Annotated in this window: 23 protein-coding genes; 12 read left to right on the top strand and 11 right to left on the bottom strand. The window is 61.6% G+C overall.

Annotated features, from left to right (window positions below; genetic code table 11):
* Nucleotides 1-162: 162 nt before the first annotated feature.
* The 3 genes from MGEO_RS01625 to MGEO_RS01615 form a co-directional block, all read right to left on the bottom strand.
* Nucleotides 163-4,242, bottom strand: coding sequence for a translocation/assembly module TamB domain-containing protein (locus MGEO_RS01625; protein WP_085634944.1), 4,080 nt, complete (start codon nucleotides 4,240-4,242; stop codon nucleotides 163-165).
* Nucleotide 4,243: 1 nt separating this feature from the next.
* The gene (locus MGEO_RS01620; protein WP_085634943.1) at nucleotides 4,244-6,034 is read right to left on the bottom strand and encodes an autotransporter assembly complex protein TamA; all 1,791 of its coding nucleotides are present in this window, start codon (nucleotides 6,032-6,034) and stop codon (nucleotides 4,244-4,246) included.
* A 197-nt stretch (nucleotides 6,035-6,231) separates the two neighbouring features.
* The gene (locus MGEO_RS01615; RefSeq protein WP_085634942.1) at nucleotides 6,232-6,759 is read right to left on the bottom strand and encodes a hypothetical protein; all 528 of its coding nucleotides are present in this window, start codon (nucleotides 6,757-6,759) and stop codon (nucleotides 6,232-6,234) included.
* A gap of 185 nt (nucleotides 6,760-6,944) precedes the next feature.
* On the opposite strand from MGEO_RS01615, the gene MGEO_RS01610 reads away from it, so the two are divergent.
* Together MGEO_RS01610 and MGEO_RS01605 are read left to right on the top strand one after the other, a co-directional pair.
* Nucleotides 6,945-7,229, top strand: coding sequence for a hypothetical protein (locus tag MGEO_RS01610; protein WP_085634941.1), 285 nt, complete (start codon nucleotides 6,945-6,947; stop codon nucleotides 7,227-7,229).
* On the top strand, nucleotides 7,201-7,905 hold the full coding sequence (locus MGEO_RS01605; protein WP_085634940.1) for a winged helix-turn-helix domain-containing protein: 705 nt from the start codon (nucleotides 7,201-7,203) through the stop codon (nucleotides 7,903-7,905). The genes MGEO_RS01610 and MGEO_RS01605 overlap by 29 nt, the downstream gene beginning before the upstream one ends.
* Before the next feature lie 43 nt (nucleotides 7,906-7,948).
* Here the strand turns inward: MGEO_RS01605 and MGEO_RS01600 are convergent, their stop codons facing one another.
* From MGEO_RS01600 to rbfA, 4 genes are all read right to left on the bottom strand, one after another.
* Nucleotides 7,949-8,731 carry a 3'(2'),5'-bisphosphate nucleotidase CysQ gene (locus MGEO_RS01600; protein WP_085634939.1) on the bottom strand — a complete coding sequence of 261 codons (783 nt, stop codon included), beginning with the start codon at nucleotides 8,729-8,731 and terminating at the stop codon, nucleotides 7,949-7,951.
* Nucleotides 8,718-10,064 carry a TldD/PmbA family protein gene (locus MGEO_RS01595; protein WP_085634938.1) on the bottom strand — a complete coding sequence of 449 codons (1,347 nt, stop codon included), beginning with the start codon at nucleotides 10,062-10,064 and terminating at the stop codon, nucleotides 8,718-8,720. The genes MGEO_RS01600 and MGEO_RS01595 overlap by 14 nt, the downstream gene beginning before the upstream one ends.
* A gap of 66 nt (nucleotides 10,065-10,130) precedes the next feature.
* Entirely contained in the window at nucleotides 10,131-10,889 is a 759-nt protein-coding gene (locus MGEO_RS01590) for a phosphodiester glycosidase family protein (protein ID WP_408607479.1), read from the bottom strand.
* Nucleotides 10,873-11,268 (bottom strand): 30S ribosome-binding factor RbfA, encoded by a 396-nt coding sequence (gene rbfA / locus MGEO_RS01585; RefSeq protein WP_085634937.1) that lies wholly within the window; start codon nucleotides 11,266-11,268, stop codon nucleotides 10,873-10,875. The genes MGEO_RS01590 and rbfA overlap by 17 nt, the downstream gene beginning before the upstream one ends.
* Nucleotides 11,269-11,352: 84 nt before the next feature.
* Between rbfA and dapB the strand changes: the two genes are divergently transcribed.
* Together dapB and MGEO_RS01575 are read left to right on the top strand one after the other, a co-directional pair.
* The gene (gene dapB, locus MGEO_RS01580) at nucleotides 11,353-12,171 is read left to right on the top strand and encodes a 4-hydroxy-tetrahydrodipicolinate reductase (RefSeq protein WP_085634936.1); all 819 of its coding nucleotides are present in this window, start codon (nucleotides 11,353-11,355) and stop codon (nucleotides 12,169-12,171) included.
* Between the two features lie 83 nt (nucleotides 12,172-12,254).
* Nucleotides 12,255-12,617 carry a dihydrodipicolinate reductase gene (locus MGEO_RS01575; RefSeq protein WP_085634935.1) on the top strand — a complete coding sequence of 121 codons (363 nt, stop codon included), beginning with the start codon at nucleotides 12,255-12,257 and terminating at the stop codon, nucleotides 12,615-12,617.
* A gap of 3 nt (nucleotides 12,618-12,620) precedes the next feature.
* Here MGEO_RS01575 and MGEO_RS01570 read toward each other — a convergent pair whose 3' ends face one another.
* Nucleotides 12,621-12,815 carry a DUF1674 domain-containing protein gene (locus MGEO_RS01570; RefSeq protein WP_085634934.1) on the bottom strand — a complete coding sequence of 65 codons (195 nt, stop codon included), beginning with the start codon at nucleotides 12,813-12,815 and terminating at the stop codon, nucleotides 12,621-12,623.
* Nucleotides 12,816-12,895: 80 nt separating this feature from the next.
* Between MGEO_RS01570 and MGEO_RS01565 the strand changes: the two genes are divergently transcribed.
* The 7 genes from MGEO_RS01565 to MGEO_RS01535 all read left to right on the top strand — a co-directional run bounded on the left by MGEO_RS01565 (nucleotide 12,896) and on the right by MGEO_RS01535 (nucleotide 21,500).
* The gene (locus MGEO_RS01565) at nucleotides 12,896-14,176 is read left to right on the top strand and encodes an RsmB/NOP family class I SAM-dependent RNA methyltransferase (protein ID WP_085634933.1); all 1,281 of its coding nucleotides are present in this window, start codon (nucleotides 12,896-12,898) and stop codon (nucleotides 14,174-14,176) included.
* Between the two features lie 85 nt (nucleotides 14,177-14,261).
* Nucleotides 14,262-16,013: a heparinase II/III family protein gene (locus MGEO_RS01560; protein WP_085634932.1), complete on the top strand. Its 1,752-nt coding sequence runs from the start codon at nucleotides 14,262-14,264 to the stop codon at nucleotides 16,011-16,013.
* A 22-nt stretch (nucleotides 16,014-16,035) separates the two neighbouring features.
* Complete coding sequence (gene purH / locus MGEO_RS01555) at nucleotides 16,036-17,625, top strand: bifunctional phosphoribosylaminoimidazolecarboxamide formyltransferase/IMP cyclohydrolase (RefSeq protein WP_085634931.1); 1,590 nt, start codon at nucleotides 16,036-16,038, stop codon at nucleotides 17,623-17,625.
* A gap of 47 nt (nucleotides 17,626-17,672) precedes the next feature.
* Entirely contained in the window at nucleotides 17,673-18,143 is a 471-nt protein-coding gene (lspA, locus tag MGEO_RS01550) for a signal peptidase II (RefSeq protein WP_085634930.1), read from the top strand.
* Between the two features lie 59 nt (nucleotides 18,144-18,202).
* Nucleotides 18,203-18,730 carry a DUF3035 domain-containing protein gene (locus tag MGEO_RS01545; RefSeq protein ID WP_233139526.1) on the top strand — a complete coding sequence of 176 codons (528 nt, stop codon included), beginning with the start codon at nucleotides 18,203-18,205 and terminating at the stop codon, nucleotides 18,728-18,730.
* Between the two features lie 122 nt (nucleotides 18,731-18,852).
* A complete protein-coding gene (locus MGEO_RS01540) occupies nucleotides 18,853-20,196 on the top strand; it encodes a M16 family metallopeptidase (protein WP_085634929.1) in 1,344 nt (447 codons plus the stop codon).
* Nucleotides 20,193-21,500: a M16 family metallopeptidase gene (locus MGEO_RS01535; protein ID WP_085634928.1), complete on the top strand. Its 1,308-nt coding sequence runs from the start codon at nucleotides 20,193-20,195 to the stop codon at nucleotides 21,498-21,500. Before MGEO_RS01540 ends, MGEO_RS01535 begins: the two co-directional genes overlap by 4 nt.
* Before the next feature lie 111 nt (nucleotides 21,501-21,611).
* Here MGEO_RS01535 and dapA read toward each other — a convergent pair whose 3' ends face one another.
* On the bottom strand, nucleotides 21,612-22,487 hold the full coding sequence (gene dapA, locus MGEO_RS01530; RefSeq protein ID WP_085634927.1) for a 4-hydroxy-tetrahydrodipicolinate synthase: 876 nt from the start codon (nucleotides 22,485-22,487) through the stop codon (nucleotides 21,612-21,614).
* 131 nt (nucleotides 22,488-22,618) lie between these two features.
* On the opposite strand from dapA, the gene MGEO_RS01525 reads away from it, so the two are divergent.
* Nucleotides 22,619-24,583 carry a lytic transglycosylase domain-containing protein gene (locus MGEO_RS01525; RefSeq protein ID WP_085634926.1) on the top strand — a complete coding sequence of 655 codons (1,965 nt, stop codon included), beginning with the start codon at nucleotides 22,619-22,621 and terminating at the stop codon, nucleotides 24,581-24,583.
* Here the strand turns inward: MGEO_RS01525 and MGEO_RS01520 are convergent.
* Nucleotides 24,548-25,414, bottom strand: coding sequence for a DMT family transporter (locus MGEO_RS01520; protein ID WP_085634925.1), 867 nt, complete (start codon nucleotides 25,412-25,414; stop codon nucleotides 24,548-24,550). The two genes, MGEO_RS01525 and MGEO_RS01520, sit on opposite strands and share 36 nt — an antisense overlap.
* A gap of 1 nt (nucleotide 25,415) precedes the next feature.
* Nucleotides 25,416-26,090, bottom strand: coding sequence for a tRNA (5-methylaminomethyl-2-thiouridine)(34)-methyltransferase MnmD (gene mnmD / locus MGEO_RS01515; protein ID WP_085634924.1), 675 nt, complete (start codon nucleotides 26,088-26,090; stop codon nucleotides 25,416-25,418).
* Nucleotides 26,091-26,129 lie beyond the last annotated feature (39 nt).

Here is a 26,129-nt window from a genome sequence, read left to right as displayed (position 1 = left end):
GGGCGCGCGGCCCGTTGAAACTTTCCGGTGGGTGCGAGCCGGAGCCTGCACGCCGCTGTTGTGCGTCATATACGGAGCGCTTCCTGAGTCTGCAAGGGCTTTGTCAGCGCCCTTGCCGGGAAATATCCTCATGCATGGAGAGCTCGTTTGCTCCGTCCCGCGTCAATAGTCGCGTTCGAAGAAAACACCGAGGGAAGAATTCCCGGTGTTGTCCACGCTGCCCCGTGCGGTGATGTCAGAGGTCACATCCAGGTTCAGATTGATCTCGGTCCGCCCGCCGCTTTCCACGACGACGTCGGTATAGATGTTGTCCGAGATGTATTTCCCTGCACGGACCGCAGTCCCACCGTCCTCGGTCTGGGTGACGTCCAGATCGTCAAGCCCGAAACCGTCACGCAGCCGGGACAGGATTCCGATGCCACCGCGGCCCGCCAGGGTCGCAACCGCATTCGCCAGTTCCAGTGCCTGAAGGGCCGAAAGGTTGGACAGGTTGCGCCCGAACAGGAGCTGCGCAAGGACTTCGTCTTCCGGAAGCTCCGGGCTGGACGAAAAGGTGATTTCGGGTGACGAAGCCGGACCTTCAAGGATGATCATCACGGTGATCCCATTGGCTTCGGTCTCGGCCACGAAGCGCAGCACTGGATCGAAGCTTCCGCTCATCTGGATGCGTCCCTCGTCCAGCGTGAACCGCTGATTCAGGATATCGAGCCGCCCTCGCACGAGCTCGAACCCGCCCTGTGGAATGATGTCCGACGTCGGGCCGGTCAATCGCAAAGACCCGCCGAGTTCGGCATCAAGCCCACGGCCTCGGACAAAAACCTGACTCGGGGCGCTCAGTGACAGATCGAGCCGGGTCGTCGATGGTCCGCGAGAGGCCTGAACCTGCGTATTGGTCGTGTCCTCGATGCCGGCCCGCTCGAGCGTCCGCATGACGGGGCGGGTGGCCCCAAGATGATGGATGGGCGGGAGGTCTCCCAGCGCCGAAATCCCCGACGATGGTACCTGAATCTCGGTTTCGTTCAGCCGAAGATCACCACTGACAAGCAGGTTTCGCCCGATTGGGCCGCTGATCGACACCGTGCCATCCACGCTGCTGTCATACAGATCCACATCTCGGATTCCGAAGCGGTTCAGCGTGGCTGTGATGTTGGCGTCGAGAGATGTCAGGCCAAGCCGCCCGTTCACATCCACCGATCCACCATTGTTGCCCTGCGCGCTCAGCGCGATCTGAGTCGCGCCATTATCCATCAGGATTTGTCCGTTGATCGGGGCGAGGATGATTCCCAGCGTCGGCGCGCTCAGTTCTGCCCCGACCGGCGTGATCCGTCCGGACAGGCTCGACAGGGCAAGCGGACCCGACATGCGCAGGTCCAGTTCCGCGCGTCCGTTTACGCGGCGCGGCGCGATGAACACGTTGGCAAGTCCAAGGGGGGCTGAACCGTTGATCGTTAGATTGGCGGTCCCGCCAGTGGCAACCGATCCGTCGACGGCAAGTGTTGTTCCTCCAGGGCCATCAAGGTCGATGTCCACCCCGAAACCGTCGCTACGTTGCTGCACCGTGCCATCGACAACCAGAGCGCCCTGAAAATCCGGGGCTATCAAGCCCACATTGGCCAGACGTGCGGCAATGTCGAGGTTGCTCAATGGCCCGCTTACCCGTGCGCTGATCTCCGGGTTCTGCACCTGAGCTGACAGTTCGCCCAATTCGGTACCGGTTCCATTGGCGCTGAATTCGAACCGCGTCAGCCCCGCAAGGAGCGGATCAACAGTGCTGTTGCCGATACCCAAGCCTGTGCCCTGACCGCTCGCGCTGACATCGAATGTCCCGCCATCCGAGTAGGTTCCGCTTACGTCAATCGACGCGCGCCCGCGCAGCGGTTGACCGACAAGACCCGCCAGCGGCGAAAGGCTGTCTGCGACCAGCGAAAGCGCAAACTGCGCGTCCGGATCAGACAGCAGGCTGGTTGCCATTGCCGAACCGGTTGCGTCAATGGCTCCGGTCTCAAGCCGGATGGATTGCAGCGCAAGACGTTCGCCATCCTGCTGCCAGTCGAAATTCGTGGTCAGAACCGGGTTCGGTCCGATCGCCTGCGCCAGTCGGGCATCTGCAAGCCGAAGGTTGGCTCCGTCCACGCGAAGGTCGCCCGCGGCCGACACGAAACCACCTGTATCGGTCTGGCGAAGCTCACCATTGCCAATGATTTCCAGATTGGCCGCCGAGATCTGCGGCGATCGAAGCTCGCGCACATCGATATCTGTGTCCCAGCGCCCGTTCTCACCGCCGGTTGCTGCGATCCGCACAGTTCCATTGGCAAGCTCCATTCCACCAGCGAACGGAAGCCGTACGGGTCTTGTCTGGTTCGAGAGATCGGCCGTCAGTTCAAGGTTCCGCAGCAGTGTTCCCGTCAGGGTCGCCACCCCGTTGATCCGGGCCGAACCACTTGTCTCACCGGGATATACCCGGTCCAGATTGCTGATCATCCCGTCAAGCCGCAGCGACGTCGCCTCGCTGGTGATCTTTCCTGCTGCTTCGAGATTCGCTGCCGGTGTCACTGCTCGGGCGGTTCGAATCGTCGTCCCGGTCTCATCCCGGCGCACATCCAGTCGCACCGACCCGACGCCCGCGAGTACCCGGTCAACTGCGTTTTCACCTATCGACAGGTCAAGAGTTGTGCCGTCAACAGTCACGTCGGCCATGCCGGAAAGCGGCCCAACCTTGCCGTCGACGTTGACCTCTACGCGTCCAGCAAGGTCTCGGCCGGCCAGTGTGGAAAAGCGCACGATGTTTTCGGCTACCAACTTGAGGTCCAGCGTCAGCGGCATCACCTCTGCAAAGGTCCATGTGGCCGTTCCGTCCAGCCCGTAATTCGCGCCATTGACCTCAAGACCGGTCATACGAACGGGCTGGCCGCTCTGGTAGTCCACACGCGCTGCGCCCTTTAGTTCGGACCCGACGGCCTCGGCCAACCGAACATCGGTCATCGCGATGTCGTTGGCCTCAAAACCGATATCGAGTCCGAAACGACCGTCAGCGGCAAAGCTCTTCTGATCGATCTCGCCGCGCCCGGTGATTGTCAGGTCATGGATCGTTGCTTCCGGGCTTTCGAACTCCTGCATCCGCGCGTCGAATCTCAGCACACCGTCGAGCGCCGCATCAAAGGTGACGGATTGCACCCGCGTCGTTCCGCCATCAAACGGCAAAGCTACCGGGCCGCCATTCGGATTTACGATCCGTCCCTCGGCATCCAGTGCCTCCAGCCACCCGGCTTCGGACACCATCGCACTCCCGGTCATCTGAAGGGTATTGGCACGCAGATCAAACTCGGGCAATTCCGTGCGTCCGGCCGCATCCCGCACCACGCGGGCACGAAGGCCAATGCTGGAGCCGAAAAATTCGCGAATCTCTTCCGTCACGAGAGGCGTAGGATCGCCGGTGATGTCCACCCGCGCATCCCATCCGCCGGTCTCGGCCGGAGCAAGGATTTCGACCGTCCCGGTGATGCGCGGCTGACCGTTGGTTGCCAGTGCAATTTCTGCCACGAAATCATCGACAAGTCCTTCGCCCTGGACGGTCAGAGATACCGACGGCGCACCGGGTATTTTGAGCAGCGTCGCCGCCAGCCCGCCCGCAGCCTCTTCCGCATTCAGATCAACAACAAGCTGGCGTGAAGACGGATCATAGCCTGCCGTCAGCGCAATCTCGGACTGCTTTCCATCGGTACGTTCGAGGTTGAGTTGCAGATCAGCTCCACCATCGGCGAGGTCCGCTGCGCCATTTATCGTAAACTCAGCCTCCTCACCCAGAAGGGGTGCGCCCAGTTGCAGAGAAGTGACTTCAAACCGCTCGATCTTCACCTCTACCGGGAGCTCCGGGATCTTGAACGGCTTGGCTTCTGCGCTGGGCAGGTCCTCGCCGGCGTCCGGAGGCCGCGAGACCACAACGGTTTCAGCTGTGAACGAAGTTACATCGACAATCCCCCGCAGCAGAGCTGCCCGTCGCCAGTCCAGAACGATATTCTCTGCACGGAACCATTCGCCCTGATCATCGATGATCGAAAGGGATGCAATTGTCGCCTCACTCGAAAGGGCGCCCTGAAATCCCCGGATCCGCACCTCGCGACCTGCACCGGACAGCGCATCCTGCAGCAGGCCCGCCAGGTATCCGGGGTCTTCGTCACTTTCCTGTGCCATGCCCGCGAAAGGCAGCCACAGAAGCAATAGAAGCGTTGCGATGAAGCGCATATCAGAAAGCCTGACCAATCCCGATGTAAATCTCGTAGTCCTTGCCAGCGCCGTCCCCTGTTGTGGGCGTTGCCAGATCGACCCGGATCGGACCAATCCCGGTATTGTAACGCAGGCCGATCCCCGCCCCGGCGTGCCAGTCGCTGTCGCCTGCGAACCCGCTTTCCTCGGTGATGAAGCCCGCATCGTAGAAGCCCACGAGGCCGATGTTCTTGCGCACCGTCGCGCGGATCTCGGCAGACAGTGCCGCAAAACTCTGACCGCCGGTGAATTCGCCATTGTCGGCGGTGACGCCCAGCGATTGATAGGGTTGGCCGCGGACTGTTCCCCCGCCGCCCGAGTAGAACAGGTAGTCCGGCACCGTGTCCTCAAGGCTCGGTCCCCAGACTGAACCAATCTGCGCCCGACCGGCCAGAACATATTTGTCATCTGCGCCCAAGCCGACATAGGCCCGCGCGTCAGAGATCAGGCGAAACCCGCTTTCCGTGTCGTCCAATCCGAGAAACGGTGTGCCGGTGGTGGAAAGATAGAAGCCTTCAGTCGGGTTGAGTTCGACATTCCGCGTGTCGTAGGTCGCGCCGAAGGTGGCAGTCAGAAGCTGGAACTCCCGTTCTCCAAAGGCATCCTTCGTGTCGATATACCGGTATCCCAGCCCGAAAGACGCGTTCAGCTCCTCCGAAAACCGGTGTGAAAGCCCGGCGCCTATTCCGGCCTGATTGCTGCTGAAGCCGGGTTCGTTCAACTGTTCGATCCCTGCAATCAGGAAGAATTCCGTGTCGGGTGTAAAGGTCGCGGGCCGCCCGTAGGTGAGGCTCAAACGGTAGTCGATATCCTCACCGTCGGTGCCGATCCCGGATATCTCGCCCTCCACGCGCAACCGCTCGGCCCCCTGAAACAGGTTGCGATGCAGCCAGAACGCGCTGAGCTTGCCACCCTCCTGTGTCGACACCTCGGCACCAAAACCAAACCGGCGGGGTTTCTGTTCGGCCACTTGCAAGGCGAGGTCCAGCGTGCCGTCCGCATTCGGAGTTTCGGCTTCGGAAATTGCGACCGAACTGAACACACCTGTCTGACGCAGACGACGCTCGGCCTCGGCAATGTCTTGAGGGCTGAATACGCCGCCCTCGGGCAAACCGGCGATCTCGCGTATCCGGGTCCGGCGCACGCGGTCGTTTCCTGTAACGACCACTTCGCCAAACCGCAGCCTCGGCCCGGGCGAAAGACCCAACCGTACGTCCACTTCGCGTGCCGGATGATCTGCGATGATCTGCTGCTCTGACAGGCGCGCCTTTGCGTGGCCAACGTCCCGCCAGCCGCTCACGCCGGCTTCGACCGCATCGCGGATCACCGCCGTTCCGGCGCGTTCGCCCACAGCAAATCCTTCGGGGACTTGAGTTCCCTCGGCCAAGGGGGCGATCTCTGCGCGGCCAAAACGGAAACGCGGCCCGGGATCGATCTCGACAAGGATGAGCTCAATCGAACGGGGAGCCTCGAAGGGGGAAATTCCGGCGGCTTCCCGCCCATCGACCTTGATGGACACAACCGGACTGAACCGGCCGACGGAATAAAGGTACGAAACGATCCTGCCGTAATCGGCCTGAGCGGCCGCGATCAGTGACTGCGGTGTCGGGTCTTCGCCGTCCAGCAGGCTGAACATCGACATCGCGTCTTTCAGCGGGCTGCGCAGGGCGTCGTCGTCGCGCGAGATATTGAGATCAAGGTCTTGGGCCGCTCCCATAACCGGAACTGCCAGCAGATATGCGCACAGAGCCGTGCGTTTCAGCCCGTACATTTGCCTCGAAACCTCATGCTTTGTTGCGCTGAGTCTAACAGCCCAACGACTCCTCGTGCAAACGGTTCCGCCGTCTCTTTCAATCAAAAGCCCCGTCAAAGCGTCGCGGCGCAAAAAAGCGCGCATGGCGCGGGGGTTCCATGCGCGCAAGGTGGGGGTGTCAAAGGACCAAAGACACCCCTGAACGGTGACTGCGGTCAGTTCCGCGCCAGCGTGTATCCCCGGTGGCGGAGGCAGGGCAGTGCATAGGCCCGCGCGGTACCCCGCCGTGTCTCGACCTTCATCCGGCACGCCTTGGGCAAAGTCCGGAGCGAAACGTCATTGCGCTCAAGGCAGCGCCCCATGACAACTCGGTTCACATGCCCACCTTCAATCCTGCGCACGCATTGCGCAGGCAGGGCATCGCGGTGGTGCTGCTTGGCATCGCGCGGAACCACCTTGGGAAGGGACCGGTCATTGTTCGGACGATCGTATCTCGGATTTTCGAAATATTGGACCTGGGGTCCCCTGCCGTGGTCTGGCTTGTAGTGGGTGACACCCTTCTTTTTGTCGTCGCGGTCGTTGTCGCGGGAACTCTGGATCGCTTTCCCGATGATGAAGATTGTTGCCGCTCCGGCCAGAAGGCGTGCAATGTCCTCTTCGGAGGCCGCCCGTGCCGGTGCGGCAGAAAACCCTGCGATGGCGGTCGAAACGGCAAGAACGGCGGCAATGAATTTGCGTGACATGTTGGGTTCCTTTCCCTGTCGGTAAAGCCGGAAATGGCGGTGTCGGGGGCAGGGGCCTGTAAGACGCTCTGCCGGTGCCATCCATCTCGGGTGTTCCCACAGGGTCAGGCAATAACGCCCCCCGGCTATCGGATAACCGCGCCACAGTTATTGAATTTCGCGAGGCTTGGTCGCAGGGTGGCCGCATGAAACACACGCTCCCCTTTCTGCTCTTCGCTGTGCTTTGCATGCCCGCCGCCGCACAGGCCGCGTGCTATGCCGATTACAAAGCGAAACAGGACGCCCCGCTCCGGCTCCATTACGGTGTTGCCGAAATTGCCGAACCCTGCACGCCGGACTCGGCGCGACAGCAGTTGCAAAGCCGTCTTGAGAAAGAGGGCTGGACACTGCTCAATGTGGTGTCGGTGTTTGATGAAAATGGGCTTGCGGAAAGGAAAGAAAGTGCCGGAACAAACTACCTCCGTTACTGACGCCCGCCGCTCCGGCACCCGCCTCGTGGTGGTCGGCATCAGTGGGATCCTCGCCCTATTGCTGCTCGCGGGGGTCTTTCTTGTCCTGACCCTGCCCGATGCCAACGCGTTCAATTCCCGCGTTGAACAGATCTTCGTCGAAAATGACGACCTGACCTCTCAGGCCGAGGTCAAGCTGCTCGAAATCCTCGCCCAATCAGGCACAGCCTTTTCCGACACTCTGGCAGGCTATCGAACAACGATCTTCGTGCTGCTCGTGTTCGCCACAGCGATGCTGATTGCAGCGCTCGTGTTTCTTGTGATGCTCGTCACTCTGAACCGGCGCATGGCGCAGATCGAACGGTCGGGCATTCAGGTCAATTCCCTGATCGTCAGCCGTGAGGAAAACACGGTCTATCTGAACACGATGGGATTCAAGCTGACAGACGCGATGATGGAGACCATTTCCATTCTGGCCGAAGCACGGTTGGACGATGAACTTCTGTCCGGCGCTCAGATCGAGGCGATCATATCGGGCCGGTCCGAGGCTGATTGCGACGAGGCCGCCGGAGCCACCCGCATCAAGCGCCTGCGCGACGGCTTGGGCAATCAGCTGGTCAGCGAATTGCTGATCAAGAACATCGCCCGCCGAGGATACATGCTTGCCATCGACAAAGACGTGATCGAGGTTCTTTGATCCGGAAATCATCCGCCGCTTTTTGATCGAGGTCCCGGTGACTTCAGCCCGTATAGACGAGGCGTTCCGCGATCTGCCCGTGCAATTCGTCGCTCGCGGCCACGACACCCGCCGTCTGCGGAAGCGCATTATTGAATCGCAGCGTACTCCCATGCCGGTCCGTCACGGTTGCCCCCGCTTCGGACAGAATGAGCGTCCCTGCCGCAATGTCCCATTCCCAGCTTGGCCGGAACGTCAACATCGCATCATATTTCCCTTGTGCCACCAGACACAGGCGATAGGCCAGCGAGGGGCGATGCGACCGTGCAAAGCCAGGCACGGCGTCGCGCCAGTGCTTCGGGTCCATGTTGGGTTTTGTCGCCAGAATCCGAGCAGCGTGAATATCAGTGATAGCAGAAACACTTAGCGGTTCTCCGTTGCAGAACGCCCCGCGCGTTCTGGCAGCGGAATACAGCAAATCCATTTCCGGAAGGTAAACCACACCCTGGGTGACGATCCCCTGTTCGACCACCGCCAGTGAGTGCGCCCAGGTGGTTTCGCCATTGACGAAACTCCGCGTCCCGTCGATCGGATCAACAATGAACACCCGATTCCGCCCCAACCGATCCGGCGTGTCCCGCGTCTCTTCGCTCAGCCAGCCATAGCCGGGCCGCGCTGCGGTCAGCGCCTCACGCAGTGCCTTGTCGACCGCGAAATCGGCTTGCGTTACAGGGCCGGCGTCATCCGGTTTATGCTCTACTTCCAAGCCCTTGGCCTTGTGGTAAAGGGCGATCTCACCAGCCTGACGGGCAGCGTCGATCAGAAGGTCAAGATCACTCTCCGGCAAGCGTCAGACCTTCCACCAAGAGCGACGGCACCACGCGGCTGAGCCACGGACGGGCGTCATTGGCCGGGACAATTGTCTTGAGCATCTCGATCAGGTTCCCGGCAATCGTCACGCCGCTGACCGGGTACGCGACTTCGCCATTCTCGACCCAGAACCCGGCCGCACCACGCGAATAGTCGCCGGTGTTCGGGTTGATCGTCGACCCGATCATTGAAGTCACGACAAGCCCGGTCCCCATGTCGGCAATCAGCGCCGCGCGATCCTTAACGCCTTGAGAAAGCGTCACATTCGACACGCTGGGTGATGGCCCACCCGTCGTCCCGCGCGCTGCGTTTGCCGTGGATTCGAGCCCCAGTTTCCGCGCCGTGGCCAGATCGAGCGTCCAGCCCGTCAGCACACCGTCCTTGACGATGTCACGCTTCTGCGTCGCCAAGCCTTCGGCATCGAACGGGCGCGATCCGCCAACCCGTACGCGGTGCGGGTCTTCGGTAAGGCTAAGCCCTTGCGGTAGAACCTCTTTCCCGAGCAGGTCCAAGGCCCAGGAGGACCGCCGTGCAATCGCAGCCCCGTTGATCGCCATCAACAGATGCCCGATCAGTGACGACGAAATCCGCTCGTCGAACAGCACCGGATACGCCCCCGTCTTGGGCTTGCGCGGGTTTATTCGTTCCAGTGTACGTTCCGCAGCAGTCCGCCCAATTTCGGCAGGCGACCGCAGATCTGCTTGGAAAATCCGCTGATCTCCGTCGTAGTCCCGCTCCATGCCAGTGCCGGAACCGGCGATGGCCACACAGGACGTGGACCGCGAAGTGCGCTGATAGCCGCCGGAAAATCCATTGCTTGCAGCAAGATAGACCTCTTGCGACCCATATCCGGCGGACGAGGCCGACACCTGCGTGATGCCCTCAACGGCCAAAGCCGCCGCTTCGGCGTCGCGTGCGTCCTGTTCCAGGTCTGCGGGTGCTGGTTCTGGTGTCGGATCGTACAGTTCAAGCCACTCGGCCTTGCGGTTCTCAGCCAACTGAGCCGGATCTGCCAATCCCACATAGGGGTCTTCCGGCGCCTCGCGCGCCATTGCCACAGCCCGTTCGGCCATAATGGCAAGGCTGTCGGCCCGCACATCCGAGGAAGACACGTTTGCGACCCGTTTCCCGACGAACACCCGCAGCCCGATATCCGTCGCCTCTGACCGCTCGGCCTGTTCCAGGACCCCGTTGCGCACGTCGATGGATATGGAGTTGCCCCGCACTGCCAGCACGTCAGCCGCATCGGCCCCGGCCTCCTTGGCGCGCTGCAACAGGCTTTGCGTCAGGTATTCAAGCGTGTCTGTCATAGGGCCTCCGAAGCCAGTTTTGCTGCTGCAGAGAGGTAGAGCGGCGCGCGGACCACCGCAACCCTGCTACCGTTCAAGAGGGGCGACCACGCCGACAATCGGACCCAGCCAGCGCCCGAAATCAGAGCGATTGAGCTGCGGCGCATGTATGCGCGACACGCTGCCATCGAGGAAGAGGGCGTTAGGCAGGTCAAGGTCATCTCGGAAGATGCGGCCGAATTCGTGGAAGGTCACGGCCTGATCGGAAATCACAAAAACCACGCGCGTGCCGTCATCCGATGTCCCGACCCCGTTGCGGATGTATCGCGAGTCGCTGTCTTTCAGGAACCGTGGGTGCAAATCCCCGTCGATCACCAGCATCGGACCGGACTGCGTGGCATATCGGCACGCAGGGCGCGCGGCGTCATAGGCCAGCGTCTCGATCACATCGGCGCGGTCGTCCTGGATGCAGAAGACGCCGTTCGGCAACAACCCGAAATTGCCCGGCCCGGCATTGGGGATCACGCGCATGATCTCTTGCCCGTTCTCGATGTAATGCCCGACCGGCGCGCGGTCGTCGTGATACATGCCGCCGTTCATTGCAAAAACGAGTGTTTTCCCGTCCTGCGCAAGAGTTCCTTCGAGGGTCGAAAACTGTCCGTATTTCTCGCCCGAGGGTGCATCAAGAAACAGACGCAGGTCATCGACACGCGGGTCGACTTCGCAGGCAGTATAGGCCAGCCCGTCAAAACTGCGCTCGGAACACGTCACCTCTGCAAATGCTGCGCTGCCGGTTGTTACACACAAAGCAAGCGCGGCAAGGGTGGTCTCAGCTTTCGAGATCACGGCGCACGGTGTCCTGTTCGAACATGCGGCGGGTGTCGTCCATGCGGTCGAACGTGTCGTCGAGCTTGAACCGGAGTTCAGGCGAGAACTTCAATGTGAGATTCTTGGCCACCGCGCGGCGCAATTCGCTGCGATTGCGGTGCAACAGCTCAAGGACGTCCTCCTGCCCCTTGCCACCCAGCGGAACGACATAGGCGGTCGCCACCCGCAGGTCGGGCGAGGTGCGCACTTCCCCCACGGTGATGGAGTAGCGGTTCAGGTCGGGATCGTGAATGTCTCCGCGTGCCAGCACCTCGGACAGGGTGCGGCGGATCAATTCGCCCACGCGCAGCTGTCGCTGGCTGGGTCCCTCAGAGCTGTGAGAACGGTTTTTTGCCATATCCGGCACATAAGCGGTCTGACGGGCTTTGCCAAGCAGAGGGTCAGCGGGTATTGAGGCGAAAATCCACCTGCGGAGAATGTCATGAGCGAAGAAATCGGGGTCGTCGTCACCGGAGTGTCCGGGCGCATGGGGCAGATGCTTGTTTCCGAGATCGCCAAACATCCCCGGATGCACCTTGCCGGAGCTGTCGAACGTGCGGGGCACGACTGGGTGGGCAAGGATGTCGGAACGGCTATGGGCGGCGCCGCGAACGGTGTGATCGTGGCTGATGATCCGCTTGACTGTTTTGCCCGTGCGCAGGCGGTGATCGATTTCACCGCACCTGCCGCGACGGTGGCCTTTGCCGAATTGGCCGCGCAGGCCCGCGCGGTCCATGTGATCGGAACAACGGGGCTTTCGGACGAAGACCTCACCAGGATCAAGACCGCAGCGCGCCATGCGGTCGTTGTGCGGGCCGGGAACATGAGCCTTGGCGTCAACCTTCTGACCGTTCTGACCCGTAAGGTCGCGGCGGCGCTGGATGCCGACTATGACATTGAGGTGATTGAGTATCATCACAACAAGAAAGTCGATGCGCCGTCAGGAACCGCTTTGATGCTCGGTGAGGCAGCTGCCCAAGGCCGTGGTGTCGAGCTGCGAGAGGTATCTGACCGTGGTCGAGATGGCATCACGGGTGCGCGCAAGCGGGGCGACATAGGCTTCAGCGCCATTCGCGGTGGTGACATCATCGGGGACCATGATGTTCTGTTCGCCGCAGAAGGCGAACGGATCACCCTGCGCCATGTTGCCAGCGACCGCGCGCTTTTCGCCCGGGGAGCGCTCAAGGCGGCGCTTTGGGGGCAGGACAAGGCCCCCGGCGAGTACGACATGCTTGACGTGCTTGGTCTGTCAGACGACTGATGTAATCAAGGTCGAGCAGTCCGCTTTGATCCAATCCTGCATTTCCTGCGTATCTTTCGCAGGATCAAACGCAGGAGGATCACATGCTCAAACCCGTTGCTTTCGCAGTCGCGTCGCTGGTTGGTGCCGCGCTTCCGCAGACGGCTGCCGCAGAGCTCAAGCGGATCGAAAACAAGGCCGAGTTTGTCCAGCTTGTTCAGGGTAAGACGCTGTCCCGTCCTCTGGTCAGTCTCCGGGTATCGCCCGATGGCAGGATCACTGGTCGCGGAGTGCGCTGGGATGTCACCGGATCCTGGTCGTGGGAGAACGGTTTTTTCTGTCGCGATCTGAACTGGGGCGGAGATGATCTTGGATACAACTGCCAGGAAGTCCGTGCCGATGGCAGATCGATGCGCTTCACCTCTGATCGGGGCGCAGGGGACTCGGCTGATTTCCGGCTGCGCTGAGGCTCAGAAGTCGATCGCCAGACCGCCTTTTTCCCAATCGCCATAGCGCACCGGCTCGGGCCCGTCGCGTCCACCCAACTCCTTTGGTAATGGCTTTTCCGCTGCAGCTTTTCTGCGCCGCTCTTCAGCTTCGGCTAGCGCGCGCTGGGCCGCAGGGGGCAGGTCTTTGGGTGTGTCGGCAGGCGTGTCGGAACTCATCGCGGTCTTCCATTTTTCCTGCCTTTGATATACGCGCCTTCCGGTCCGGGGCAAGCCCGGCTCGTTTTCAGGAGTGGCCCTTGCCCGGACCCATATCGCCCCGCCATGATGCCCTCGACGGGCTGAGCCAGATCATTGGTGAAGGACGCATGCTGTCGGATGTGACCAGCGACGCGACCTGGCAGGACCTCGCGCCAGCCGAGCGTGCTACGGCGCAGCGTTTGATCACCGAAACGCTCCGCTTCCTCGGACGGGCCGATTATCTTCTGACCCCGAACCTGACCCGTCAGCCGCCTTTGCGCGTGATGAACCTGCTGCGCATGGCGACGGTCGAACTGATGACGGGTGGCGCGGCACATGGAGTCGTGAACGAAGCAGTGAAACTCGCCGGGCGCAACCGGAAGACCGCGCCAATGAAGGGGCTCGTGAACGCGGTCCTGCGCAAGATCACTGCGCTGGAGCCGGCGGTTTGGGACGAAGCGCCGGATACGACGCTGCCGAAATGGCTTCGGCCGAGACTTGCCAAGGCGTGGAGCAAGAAAGCCGTCGCGCAGATCGAACGCGCGCACGCCGTCCCGCCGCCCGTCGACATTTCGGTCAAGTCAGACGCTCAGGGCTGGGCCGAGAAACTGCAGGGAACGCTTCTACCCACCGGTTCGGTGCGTCTGGGCGCGCGTGGCCAGATCTCTGCCCTGCCGGGATTCGAGGACGGTGACTGGTGGGTACAAGACGCTGCGGCGGCCGTGCCGGTGAACCTGCTTGGCGACGTTGCCAAAAAACGTGTCCTCGATATTTGCGCGGCCCCCGGCGGCAAGACGATGCAGCTGGCCGCGAAGGGTGCGGACGTCACCGCGCTTGATATCTCGGAAACCCGGATGGCGCGGCTGAGAGAAAACCTGCAGCGCACCCATCTCGCAGCACACACCGTTGTCGAGGATGCGCTGACTTTTGAAGATGGCTTTTTCGATGCGATCCTCTTGGATGCCCCCTGTTCAGCCACGGGTACGATCCGCCGGCATCCGGACCTGCCCTACGTCAAGACCCAAACCGGGATCGACGAATTGGTGGCACTTCAGCGCGCCTTGTTGAGCCGGACGCTTCAGCGCCTCAAGCCCTCTGGTCTGTTGGTCTATTGCACCTGCAGCCTTCTCCGCGAAGAAGGCGAGGATCAGATCAAATGGCTGGTGTCGCAGTACGAAAATCTTGAGGTTGTGACCCCTGACGTTCCCGGGATCGAACCGGACTGGATCAGTTCTGAAGGAGGTATTCGCCTGCGACCGGATTACTGGCCGGAACTGGGCGGAATGGACGGGTTTTACATGGCGCTGTTGCGCCGCAGCGGCGAACCCTCGCCCGGTTGAGATTTGAACAGTGACTTGAGGCGATCTCGGCGGTAAGATGCCCGCATAAGAAGACCTGCGCAAATGCAGGACAGAGGCAGAGCTGATGTTCCGACTGGACGCCGTTACGCGGGCGCGGGCCCGGATACTGAACCGTGTTCATGCACGGCTGTCCACGCGTGCCAAACCAGCGACCGCCTTTGTGGGCACACCAGAGCCTCGGACTGTAGGTTCGTACGCGCGGGGGCGCCAGATGACTGCAGGCAATCTGCTTTTTGCCGGCCATCTGGTTGAGGCCCCCGGCGCAGTGCTTTGGGACATCACGCCGCCGGACGATGCCTTTCTCGAGGAAATCCACGGATTTGTGTGGCTCGATGACATGGCCAGCGTCGGCGATCCGACCACACGGAAGATTGCGCAGAGCTGGCTTTTTGAATGGATCGCGCGCTATGGCAATGGCACAGGGCCGGGTTGGACGCCCGAACTGGCCGGGCGTCGGGTCATTCGCTGGCTTCATCATGCGATCTTTGTCTTGGGGGGCTGTACCCCGGAACAGTCCCGCGCGTTCTTCCGGTCGATTGCACAGCAGACCATTTTCCTCAACCGACGCTGGCACAGCTCGACCCCGGGATTGCCAAGGTTTGAGGCGCTGACAGGTCTGATTTCCGCAGGTCTGTCGCTTCAGGGGATGGAGCAGCAGGCGGACCCTGCGATCAAAGCGCTTGGGCAGGAATGTGCGCGCCAGATCAGCGAGAGCGGGGGCATCCCCACGCGCAATCCTGAAGAACTGATGGAGGTATGTACCCTGCTGATCTGGGCACGGGACGCGCTGTACGACACAGGGAGATCGCCGGAACTGGCACATGTGCAGGCCATCTCGAAGATCATTCCGACACTGCGGGCATTGCGTCATGCCGATGGAGGGTTGGCGCGGTTTCATGGCGGCGGGCGGGGAACCGAGGGTCGCTTGGACACGGCGCTTGCGGCAGCAGGGGTCAAGGCGCAGGCCGCCCGGGATCTTGCGATGGGCTACGCGCGTTTGTCAGCCGGCCGCACGACGCTCATCATCGACGCGTCCGCACCTCCGACCGGCACCGCCAGCTTCAACGCTCATGCATCGACGCTGGCATTCGAACTGACGTCCGGGCGGCGGCCCCTGATCGTCAATTGCGGGTCCGGGGCGTCGTTTGGTGAAGACTGGCGGCGGGCCGGGCGCGCAACGCCCTCGCATTCAACGCTCTGTCTCGACGGTCTGTCCAGCTCGCGCCTCGGGGCGACGTCGCGGATGGGTCCGATAGAACGCGAACTTCTGGATGACGTCCCCAAAGGCGTGCCTGTCGAAATGTCCCGCGCCTCGGATGGGGTGCGGTTTGAAGGTGGCCATGACGGATATCTCAAGACCCACGGTCTGACCCATGCCCGCATTCTGGAACTGACCTTCGACGGGCGCGGAATCGTTGGCGAAGACCTTCTTGTCGCGCTCGATGCACCGGACAAAACCCGCTTCAACCAGAAATTGGAAGACACGCGCCTGTCGGGTATTCCCTTCGATATCCGGTTTCACCTGCACCCCGAGGTCGACGCTGCCATCGACATGAATGGAGCGGCCGTCAGCATGGCTCTGCGCAGCGGGGAAATCTGGGTGTTCCGGTTTGACGGAAACTGTGATCTGGCCGTTGAGCCGTCAGTTTATCTGGAAAAAGGCCGCCTGCGACCACGCGCGACCAAACAGATCGTTTTATCTGCCCGCGCAATGGAGTATGCGACCCGCGTTCGCTGGTCGCTGGCAAAGGCTCAGGACACCGCAATCGCGGTCCGGGACCTTGTTCAGGACGACGCGACAACGCTGCTGAACTGAACATCTGGGACCTATCGCTGTCATGACCAATCTCGCCCCCCTTCGCCGTGCGCTTCTGTCTGTTTCGGACAAGACCGGACTTGTTGACCTTGCCAAGGCCCTGGACGCGCGGGGTGTGGAACTTCTGTCCACCGGCGGTTCGGCAAAAACGCTGCGCGACGCCGGCATCCCGGTCAAAGACGTGGCCGAGGTGACGGGCTTTCCGGAAATGATGGATGGCCGGGTCAAGACGCTGCACCCGATGGTGCATGGCGGACTTCTGGCGCTGCGCGACAATGACGATCATGTAGCGGCCATGACCGAGCACGGCATCGGCCCGATCGACCTGTTGGTGGTGAACCTCTATCCGTTCGAGGAAACCGTCGCCAAAGGCGCGGACTATGACACCTGCATTGAAAACATCGACATCGGCGGCCCCGCGATGATCCGCGCCGCGGCCAAGAACCATGCCTTTGTCACGACCATTGTGGATGTCGAGGATTACGACGCGCTGCTGGCCGAGCTTGACGCCAATGACGGCCAGACCACGCTGGCTTTCCGCCAGCGCCACGCGCAGATCGCCTATGCCCGCACTGGCGCCTATGACGCTGCGGTCAGCACTTGGATGGCCGGTGCCATCGGGGAAGAGACCCCGCGCCGCCGCGTGTTTGCCGGAACGCTCGCCCAGCCGCTGCGCTATGGCGAGAACCCGCATCAGGGCGCGTCATTCTATCACGATGGGTCTGCCCGTCCGGGGGTTGCCACGGCAACGCAGCTTCAGGGCAAGGAACTCAGCTACAACAACATCAACGACACCGACGCGGCCTTTGAACTGGTTTCGGAATTCCTGCCCAAGGACGGCTTTGCCTGCGCGATCATCAAACACGCCAACCCATGCGGCGTGGCGACGGGCCGGACGCTGAAAGAGGCGTATCAGAAGGCGTTCGACTGTGACCGCACCTCTGCGTTCGGCGGGATCGTGGCGCTGAACTCCACGCTTGATGGTGAGACCGCCGAGGCGATTGCCGAGATCTTTACCGAGGTCGTCATCGCCCCCGGCGCGCATCAGGACGCCAAGGATGTGTTCGCCAAGAAAAAGAACCTGCGCCTTCTGACAGCACCGGGTCTGGCCAACACGGCCGAGCCGGGCACGGCATGGAAACAGGTGTCGGGTGGCATTCTGGTTCAGAACCGCGACAACGGGCGGATCAACATGGACGACCTCAAGGTTGTGACCAAGATCGCGCCGACCGACGACCAGATGCGCGACCTGCTGTTCGCCTGGACCGTGGCGAAGCACGTCAAATCCAACGCCATCGTCTACGTCAAAGACGGCGCGACCGTGGGTGTCGGGGCGGGCCAGATGAGCCGTCTGGACAGCGCCCTCATCGCCGCCAAAAAGGCCGAGCGTATGGCCGAGTCGCTGGGCCTGCCGGAGCCTCTGACCAAGGGCAGCGCGGTGGCGTCCGATGCGTTCTTCCCGTTTGCCGATGGCCTGCTTGAAGCGGCTGCTGCTGGCGCGTCCTGCGTCATTCAGCCGGGCGGGTCGATGCGGGACGATGAAGTGATCAAGGCGGCGGATGAGGCCGGGTTGGCGATGGTGCTGACCGGGATGCGTCACTTCCGGCACTGAATTTGACCATCCGGTAAAATTTTCCGGGTGAGGACAAAGGAGACAACATGCGTCTGGTGGCCAGCGTCGCGGCAGCGGTCTTTCTTCTGGATCAACTGACCAAATGGTTGGTGGTCCACGTGATGGACCTTGCCCGCGTCGGCGCCATCGATGTGTGGCCCCCCTTCCTGAATTTCCGCATGGCGTGGAACACGGGCATCAATTTCGGCCTGCTGTCGGGTAACGCTGACTGGACCCGGTGGGTGCTGATTTCCGTAGCGCTGGGCATCGTTCTGTTCGTTCTGGTGTGGATGCGCCGCGATCCGCCGGGACGTACGGGGTTGATTTTTGCGGGGCTGCTGATCGGCGGCGCGCTGGGCAATGTGGTGGATCGGTTGCTATACGGGGCGGTGGCGGATTTCCTGAACATGTCCTGTTGCGGGATAGACAATCCCTACGCGTTCAATGTGGCGGACATTTCGGTGTTTTTCGGAGCAATTGGCCTGGCCTTGTTTTCGGGCAGCAAAAACGCCTCGTGACGAGTGCGGCATGATGCGTTAAAGCAGGGATGAGGCGACTACGGAGGCGGGCAGACAGCATGATGCCGCGCGCATTGATCATACTGGCATTGGTGGTTTTGACCGCCTGCGGATCGCGTCAGGACACGGCGGATCGGGACACCAATCTGCGCCAATTGCGCAATCCCAACGGGACTCCGGAAGAATTTTCGATTGTTCCACCGAAGCCGTTGCAGGCACCGGAAAGCCTGACAGAACTGCCGACTCCGACGCCGGGTGGCAGCAACCGGACTGACCAGACGCCGCTGAAAGACGCGGTTGCAGCGCTTGGCGGATCTCCCGCGCGGCTTGACCCGCAGCAAGGGATCGGTGCCGGGGATCAGGCTTTGGTTGCACGTGTTTCCCGTTTCGGCCGTCAGGCAAACATCCGCGAGGAACTTGCAGAGGCGGATCAGGCGTTCCGGGAGCGGCGGTCGCTGTTCAACTGGCGGCTTGTGCCTCAGGACACTTACAACCGCATCTATCGCAGCCAGATCCTCGACCCCTACAGGACGCTCGAAGCGGCGCGCCAGGCCGGGGCGCAGACACCTTCGGCTCCGCCGCGCTAAATCCTTAAGCGATATTGCCGGGCTCCGGGGCTTTCAGAGCCTGACTTGCTCACGATCCTGTTGGCACGCTTGAACTTGGCTGTCCGCATCGTACCTTATTTCAAAATTGAGGAGGATTGCCGATGCGTCGCCTGATGGCTCTTGCCGGTGCGTGTCTACTTGCCGCTGCACCGCTCAGCGCCAAGACCATAGAAGATCAGGTCACCACCTTCCAACTGGACAACGGGATGGATGTGGTTGTGATCGAGGATCACCGCGCACCTGCCGTGGTCCATATGGTCTGGTACCGTGCTGGCTCAGCCGATGAACAGCCCGGCGTTTCCGGAGTGGCCCACTTTCTGGAACACTTGCTGTTCAAGGGCACAGAGAAACTGGCTCCCGGAGAATTCAGCGAAACGGTGGCCGCCAACGGTGGCACGGACAACGCGTTCACCAGCTTTGACTACACCGCCTATTTCCAGCGTGTCGCTGCAGACCGGCTTGGCCTGATGATGGAAATGGAAGCGGATAGGATGAAGAACCTCCAATTGGATGGTGAGGACATTCTGACCGAACGCGATGTCATCATCGAGGAGCGCAACCAGCGGGTCGAGAACGATCCCGGTTCGCTGTTCCGGGAACAGCGCATGGCGGCGCAATACCTCAATCACCCCTACGGCACGCCGATCATCGGCTGGCGGCACGAGATGGTGTCGCTCGATCTGGACGATGCTCTGGCCTACTACCGCCAGTTCTATTCACCGAACAATGCGGTTCTCGTGGTCGCGGGCGATGTCCTGCCCGACGAGGTGCTGGCTCTGGCTCAGGAACATTACGGACCCATCCCGCGCAATGACGCTCTCCCGGAACGGGTTCGTCCGTCAGAGCCTCCGCAGATGGCTGAACGCCGGATTTCTTTTGAAGATCCCCGTGTCGCCCAGCCCTATGTCATGCGGACCTATCTGGCGCCCGAGCGGGATCCGGGTGATCAGCGGACGGCCGCAGCGCTGACCCTTCTGGCGGAGGTTCTGGGCGGGTCGCAGACTTCGGTCCTGCCACAGAAACTGCAGTTCGAGGAAAAACGTGCGGTCTACGCCGGTGCGTTCTACAGCGGTCTCTCACTCGACGACACGACCTTCGGCGTTGTGAATGTGCCCGCTCAGGGCGTCAGCCTCGAAGCCGCCGAGGCGGACATGGACAGGGTGATTGCGGAATTCCTTGAAACCGGGGTCGATGAGGCTCAGCTGGATCGGATCAAGTTCCAGCTGCGCGCGGCGCAGGTCTATGAGCTCGACAGCTCCAATTCCCTTGCACGCCGCTACGGCGCGGCGCTGACCTCGGGGCTGACCATTGACGATGTGCACGAATGGCCTGAGATTCTGCAATCCATAACTCCCGAAGAAATTATCGCAGCAGCCCGTGACGTGTTTGATCGGGACAATGCCGTAACCGGCTTTTTGCGTACGGCCGAGGAGGTGACACAATGAAGGTATTCGGTTCCCTGATCGCCTTCTTGATGCTGGCAGCCGCGCCGCTGCGGGCCGAGATCGACATTACCGAAGTGACCAGCCCCGGCGGTATCGACGCGTGGCTTGTTCAGGAAGAATCGATCCCCTTTGTCGCGCTGGAACTGCGGTTCAAAGGTGGGGCTTCGTTGGACCTGCCCGGTAAAAGAGGCGCCACGAATCTGATGGTCGGTCTGCTTGAGGAAGGGGCCGGTGATCTGGATGCCCGTGCCTTCGCCGAACAGGCCGAGTCGCTTGCAGCTAGTTTCGAGTTTGACGTCGGTGACGACGCCGTGTCGATTTCCGCAAGGTTTCTGACCGAGAACCGGGCTGCAGCGCTGGCGCTTCTGCGCTCTGCCATCACGCAGCCCCGCTTTGATCAGGATGCGATTGATCGGGTGAAAGCCCAGATCGTGTCGGTGATCCGTTCCGACGCGCAGGACCCCGATACCATCGTCGGGCGAGAGTTCGACCGGATGGTATTTGGCGATCATCCCTATGGCTCTGCTCTTGAAGGAACAGAGGAGAGCGTTGCGGCACTGACCCGTGACGATCTGATCGAATCGCACGCCGGGGCACTTGCCCGTGATCGTGTCTATGTCGGCGCAGCCGGGGATATTACGGCAGACGATCTGGCTGCGATGCTCGACACCCTTCTGGGCGATTTGCCCGAAACCGGTGCCGCCCAGCCGGCGGATGTGGATGTGTCAACCGAAGCCGGGGTGACCGTGGTCCCGTTCGACGTGCCGCAATCCGTCGCCATTTTCGGCCATGAGGGTATCGCGCGCGACGATCCGGATTTCTTTGCAGCCTATGTGCTTAACGAAATCCTTGGAGGAGGCGGATTCGAGGCGCGCCTGATGGAAGAGGTTCGGGAAAAGCGGGGTTTGACCTATGGCGTCTACAGCTATCTGGTGCCCAAGGACCATGCGGCGCTGTATCTCGGCCGTGTGTCGAGCGCAAACGACCGAATAGCGGAAGCCATCAAGGTGATCCGTGAAGAGTGGACCAAAATGGCAGAGAATGGCGTAACCGAAGAGGAATTGGCGAGCGCCAAAACCTATCTGACGGGTGCCTATCCTCTGCGGTTCGATGGGAATGGGCCGATCGCCAACATTCTGGTCGGGATGCAGATGGATGATCTGCCAGTGGACTATGTGAATACGCGCAATGAGAAGGTCGAGGCGATCACTTTGGACGATATCAAGCGTGTCGCGGCACGTATTCTCAAGCCCGAGGCTCTGCGGTTTGTTGTGGTGGGTCAGCCGGAAGGGCTTGAGTCCTGAATTTTACCGCCTGGTAAAAAAAGGCCGCGCCTAGTTTGCGCGGCCTTTGTCATTTCCGGAGGCAAGATCCGTGCAAGGAGTTGCCACACGCTTAGAACAGTTTGGTTCCGTTCAGTTGAGCAGACCTGCGTGGCGCAACCCATTGTCGATCAGATCGCGCGTCGGCTGGGACACAGGGAAGAGCGGCGCGCGCATTTCTTCTTCGCACAGTCCCAGGCGGCTCATGGCGTATTTCGCGCCGCACAGACCCGGTTCCACGAAGATGCTGTGATGCAGCGGCATAAGCCGGTCCTGAAGCTCCAGCGCGGTGATGTAGTCACCGGCCAGTGTTGCTTCCTGCATCTGTGAACACAGCGCCGGGGCCACGTTGGCCGTGACCGAGATACAGCCTACGCCGCCTTGCGCGTTGAAACCATGCGCGGTCGCGTCCTCACCGGAAAGCTGGACGAAGTCGGTGCCGCAGGTGATACGCTGTGCGCAGACGCGGGCGAGATCGCCAGTCGCATCTTTGACCCCGATGATGCGCGGCAGTTTCGCCAGTTCGCCCATGGTCTTGGGTGTCATATCCACAACCGAGCGGCCGGGGATGTTGTAGATGATGATCGGCAGCTCGCAGGAATCGTGCAGCATTGTGAAATGCCGGATCAACCCATCCTGTGTCGGCTTGTTGTAATAGGGCGTCACGACAAGACCCGCCTGCGCGCCTGCTTTTTCGGCATGCTGCAGAAAGCGGATCGCTTCTTCGGTGTTGTTCGATCCGGCACCGGCGATGACGGGGATACGTCCTGCCGCGGCCTCGACAACGAACGTCACGACTTCTTCGTGTTCCTCGTGGGTGAGGGTCGGGCTTTCGCCCGTTGTGCCCACAGGCACGAGACCATGGCTGCCCTGATCGACATGCCAGTCCACGAGGCGTTTGAGCGTGTCAAAATCCACTGCACCGTTTTTGAACGGTGTGACCAGTGCAGGCATTGACCCTTTGAACATTGTCACGCTCCTTCTTTGTTGGTGGCACGAGTGCCGTAACGCCTGTCCCGCGAATGTGAGTTGAAGGCCGCGGGGGGCGGGTTATCCTATAGCGAGCCGTCTATCCTGTTTCAGTGGGGAAAATGCAAGTCATGTTTCGGCGTATCGCGATCCTGACACTGGCTCTGCTCGTCCTGCCGCTGTCAGTGCTGGCCCAGGACGGTGGGCGTCCGCTTGAGCGCGCGATGGACCTGATGCGCGAGGGAAACTGGGCCGCGGCGCAGATCGAGGCCCGCGGTGACGGGCAGGCCGCTTTGGACGTTATTCTCTGGCACTACCTGCGCGCCGGGCTTGGGTCGCCGCGCGAGGTTCAGGATTTCCTGTCGCGCAATCCTGACTGGCCGGGGCTGCCCTATCTCCGCGAAAAGAGCGAAGGCGCTATGACCTCCGCTTCGGCGGAAGCGATCCGGGCTTTTTACGCAGACCACGTGCCAGAAACCGGTGCGGGCGCCTTGTCCCTGGCGCGCGCGTTGTTGACGGCCGATGACCGCGATTCGGCAAACGCTGTCATCCTCGAGGCCTGGCGGCGACTTCCTCTCACAACCGAGGAGCATGCGGCGTTTCTGTCTGCGTATGGTCCGCTTCTTGCACCGCATCACACAGAACGGCTGGACGTGATGCTTTGGAACGGATGGGACAGCAACGCGCGCGCGATGCTTCCGGTTGTCGGCGAGGACTGGCGTGCGCTGGCGGAAGCGCGAATGGCGCTGCGGGCAGACGCACCGGGAGTCGATACGCGCATCGAAGCGGTGCCTGCCGCGCTGAGCGCGGATGCCGGACTGGCCTACGAGCGTTTTGCGTGGCGGGTACGCAAGGGCCGTACGGCGGATGCCGTCGAATTGCTGCTGGCTCGGTCGTCATCACCGGAAACGCTTGGGCGACCCGATATCTGGGCGCGGCAGCGGGACGATCTTGTCCGCCGGTTGATGTGGGATCAGCAATACCAAACTGCTTACGAGGTCGCGTCAGGACACCATCTGACAGAGGGGTCGTCCTTCGCCGATCTCGAGTGGCTTGCGGGCTACCTTTCCCTGCGGTTCCTCGATGCGCCCGAGCGCGCCGCCGGGCATTTTCGCGCGCTGCGGGGCGGCGTCGACTCTCCGATTTCTCTTGGTCGGGCCGGCTATTGGCTTGGCCGGGCGCTGGAGGCGTCGGGCGATGCAGAAGGCGCGGCCAAGGCATTTGAATTCGGGGCGCAGTATCAGACGTCTTTCTATGGTTTGCTGGCAGCCGAGGCAGGTGGACTTCCGCCAGATCCGCTTTTGTCCGGAACAGAAGTGTTCCCGGATTGGCGCGATGCGCCATATACCCAATCGTCGGTCTTTACTGCCGCGATCCTGTTGCTCGATGCCGAGGAAAAAGTTCTGGCGGAACGGTTCCTCACCCATCTGGCCGAGTCGCTGGACCGACAGCAGATCGGGCAGATGGGGCAGATGCTCGAAGATCTGAACTTGCCGCATGTGCAGGTCATGCTGGGCAAGCGGGCTGCACAATACGGGCATGAGGTACATGCACCGTATTACGCGCTGCATCGGGTCGCCGAGTTGGAGCATCCGGTGCCGACCGAACTGGTTTTGGCAATTGCCCGACGGGAATCGGAATTCGACCCGGGTGTGATCTCACCTGTCGGTGCGCGGGGACTGATGCAGGTGATGCCCCGCACCGCGCAGGAAGTGGCCGGGTGGCTTGATGTCGAATATTCCGAGTCCAAGCTTCTGACCGATCCGATCTACAATGCGGTGCTGGGGGCGACCTATCTGGAACGGTTGGCCGAGCAGTTCAACGGCAATGCGGTGATGATCGCGGCGGGTTACAACGCTGGGCCAAGCCGTCCCGAACGCTGGATGCAGGAGCGGGGCGATCCCCGGCGCGGGGATATGGATGTGATCGACTGGATCGAACACATCCCCTTTACCGAAACCCGCAACTACGTGATGCGCGTCACCGAAAGCCTGCCGATCTACCGTGCCCGGCTGGGGCGTGACCCGCATCCGGTGCCGTTTTCGGAAGAGCTGAAGGGCTCAACCCTTTTGCCGCTGCCGCCACAGGGTGAATAGGCCCGCGCCGACGATCAGGCTTGCGCCAAACACCACGTTGGGGCGGATCGCTTCGCCGAACACGAGAATACCGAGGCTCGCCGCGAACGGCAGTTGCAGGTAGGCGAAGGGCTGGACGGCGCTGGCTTCGGCCACGTCGTAGCATTTTATGAGCAGGTAGTGGCCGGTGGCCCCCGTCACGCATAGCAGCGCCATCATGCCCCAATCCGCAGGGGTCATTGGTTCCCAGAACCAGATGCCGATCAGCGTCATGAACACCGCCCCCACTGTGCCGGTCCAGAAAAAGCTGGTGGCTGCACTGTCCTTGCGGGCGGCGTAGCGGGTGAGGAGGCCGTAGAGGGCGAACATCAGCGCCGAAACGGCGGGGATGATGGCCAGTGGTGAGAAGACGCCAAACCCGGGTTGCAGGATGATGAGGATACCGATGAAGCCCACGCCAATCGCTGTCCAGCGCCGCCAACCCACCTGTTCACCCAGGATCGGGCCAGACAGCGCGGCGATGAGCAGCGGGTAGCAGGCGAAGATCGCATGGCTTTCGACAAGGCCGAGGTAGGTGAAGCCAAGCACCATCACGCAAATCTCGGACGCCAGAAGCAACCCGCGAAACCCTTGCAGCCAAGGCTGGGTGGTGGCCGCCGCTGCGCGCAGGCCACCTGCACGGCGGCTGGCGACAAACATCACGAAGGCGGCGAAGAACCAGTAGCGGATCATCACCACCATCAGCACGTTGTATTCGCTTGCCAGATGCTGGGACAGTCCGTCTTGCATGGCGAAAACAAAGGTGGTCGCCACCATGAGCCAGATGCCCAAACGGTTGTTGGTCTCACTCATATCAGGCGGCTTTCCGGGCGATGGTCATATGGCGCTTGCGGCCAAAGCCGGGGATGCGGGTGGTGATGAGACCCGCCGCGTCAAGCGCGCGGCGCACATGTCCCGCAGCGGTATAGGTGGCGGCGGTGCCGTTCGGCGCGGTTTTTTCGGCGACTTTGGAGAGAAGCTCGGGCTCCCAGAGTTCGGGGTTTTTTGCCGGGGCAAAACCGTCCAGGAACCATGCGTCGGCGGGGGTGGGCATGGTCGGCAGGGTCTGGCGTGCGTCGCCTTCCACAAGGGTAAAGTGCAGGTCGGGCAGAGAGATGCGCCGTGCGCCTTCGGCCCAGAAGGGGGCGAGCTCTTCGGCAATCGCGGCAAGTTCCGGGAACGCCTGCTGCGCGCGGATCATGTCATCCGCCTGCATCGGGAACGCCTCAAAACTGGTGAAGTGGAGTGTGCCTGGCTGTTTGCCCGACCGCCAGAGGTCGAGTGTGGCCAGAAGGTTCAACCCCGTGCCGAAGCCCAGTTCGGCGATATGAAACCCGTCCCGAAACCGCGCAGGCAGGTCGTTGCCCGTCAGAAACACGTACCGCGTTTCTGCGAGGCCGTTGTCGAGCGAAAAATAGGGGTCGTCGAACCGGCGGGAGACAGGGATATCCCCGTCGCGCCAGTCGAGCGGTTCCGTCTGGAGTTCCATGATGACATACCTTAGCGACAGCGCGACCTTGGCGAGGAG

Source organism: Marivita geojedonensis (assembly GCF_002115805.1).
In the GTDB taxonomy this organism is placed as follows: Bacteria; Pseudomonadota; Alphaproteobacteria; order Rhodobacterales; family Rhodobacteraceae; genus Marivita; species Marivita geojedonensis.
The sequence above is the reverse complement of the archived record's forward strand: the minus strand, read 5'-3'. Positions and strand labels throughout refer to the sequence as shown.

Excerpts from the sequence above, each read along its gene's own strand:
- MGEO_RS01535 (WP_085634928.1), top strand. The coding sequence starts at position 20,193 with ATGAAGGTATTCGGTTCCCTGATCGCCTTCTTGATGCTGGCAGCCGCG.
- dapB (WP_085634936.1), top strand. The coding sequence starts at position 11,353 with ATGAGCGAAGAAATCGGGGTCGTCGTCACCGGAGTGTCCGGGCGCATG.
- MGEO_RS01615 (WP_085634942.1), bottom strand. The coding sequence starts at position 6,759 with ATGTCACGCAAATTCATTGCCGCCGTTCTTGCCGTTTCGACCGCCATC.
- dapA (WP_085634927.1), bottom strand. The coding sequence starts at position 22,487 with ATGTTCAAAGGGTCAATGCCTGCACTGGTCACACCGTTCAAAAACGGT.
- lspA (WP_085634930.1), top strand. The coding sequence starts at position 17,673 with ATGCGTCTGGTGGCCAGCGTCGCGGCAGCGGTCTTTCTTCTGGATCAA.
- MGEO_RS01545 (WP_233139526.1), top strand. The coding sequence starts at position 18,203 with ATGATGCCGCGCGCATTGATCATACTGGCATTGGTGGTTTTGACCGCC.
- MGEO_RS01610 (WP_085634941.1), top strand. The coding sequence starts at position 6,945 with ATGAAACACACGCTCCCCTTTCTGCTCTTCGCTGTGCTTTGCATGCCC.
- MGEO_RS01520 (WP_085634925.1), bottom strand. The coding sequence starts at position 25,414 with ATGAGTGAGACCAACAACCGTTTGGGCATCTGGCTCATGGTGGCGACC.
- purH (WP_085634931.1), top strand. The coding sequence starts at position 16,036 with ATGACCAATCTCGCCCCCCTTCGCCGTGCGCTTCTGTCTGTTTCGGAC.
- MGEO_RS01575 (WP_085634935.1), top strand. The coding sequence starts at position 12,255 with ATGCTCAAACCCGTTGCTTTCGCAGTCGCGTCGCTGGTTGGTGCCGCG.
- rbfA (WP_085634937.1), bottom strand. The coding sequence starts at position 11,268 with ATGGCAAAAAACCGTTCTCACAGCTCTGAGGGACCCAGCCAGCGACAG.
- MGEO_RS01625 (WP_085634944.1), bottom strand. The coding sequence starts at position 4,242 with ATGCGCTTCATCGCAACGCTTCTATTGCTTCTGTGGCTGCCTTTCGCG.
- MGEO_RS01620 (WP_085634943.1), bottom strand. The coding sequence starts at position 6,034 with ATGTACGGGCTGAAACGCACGGCTCTGTGCGCATATCTGCTGGCAGTT.
- MGEO_RS01560 (WP_085634932.1), top strand. The coding sequence starts at position 14,262 with ATGTTCCGACTGGACGCCGTTACGCGGGCGCGGGCCCGGATACTGAAC.
- mnmD (WP_085634924.1), bottom strand. The coding sequence starts at position 26,090 with ATGGAACTCCAGACGGAACCGCTCGACTGGCGCGACGGGGATATCCCT.
- MGEO_RS01595 (WP_085634938.1), bottom strand. The coding sequence starts at position 10,064 with ATGACAGACACGCTTGAATACCTGACGCAAAGCCTGTTGCAGCGCGCC.
- MGEO_RS01540 (WP_085634929.1), top strand. The coding sequence starts at position 18,853 with ATGCGTCGCCTGATGGCTCTTGCCGGTGCGTGTCTACTTGCCGCTGCA.
- MGEO_RS01525 (WP_085634926.1), top strand. The coding sequence starts at position 22,619 with ATGTTTCGGCGTATCGCGATCCTGACACTGGCTCTGCTCGTCCTGCCG.
- MGEO_RS01570 (WP_085634934.1), bottom strand. The coding sequence starts at position 12,815 with ATGAGTTCCGACACGCCTGCCGACACACCCAAAGACCTGCCCCCTGCG.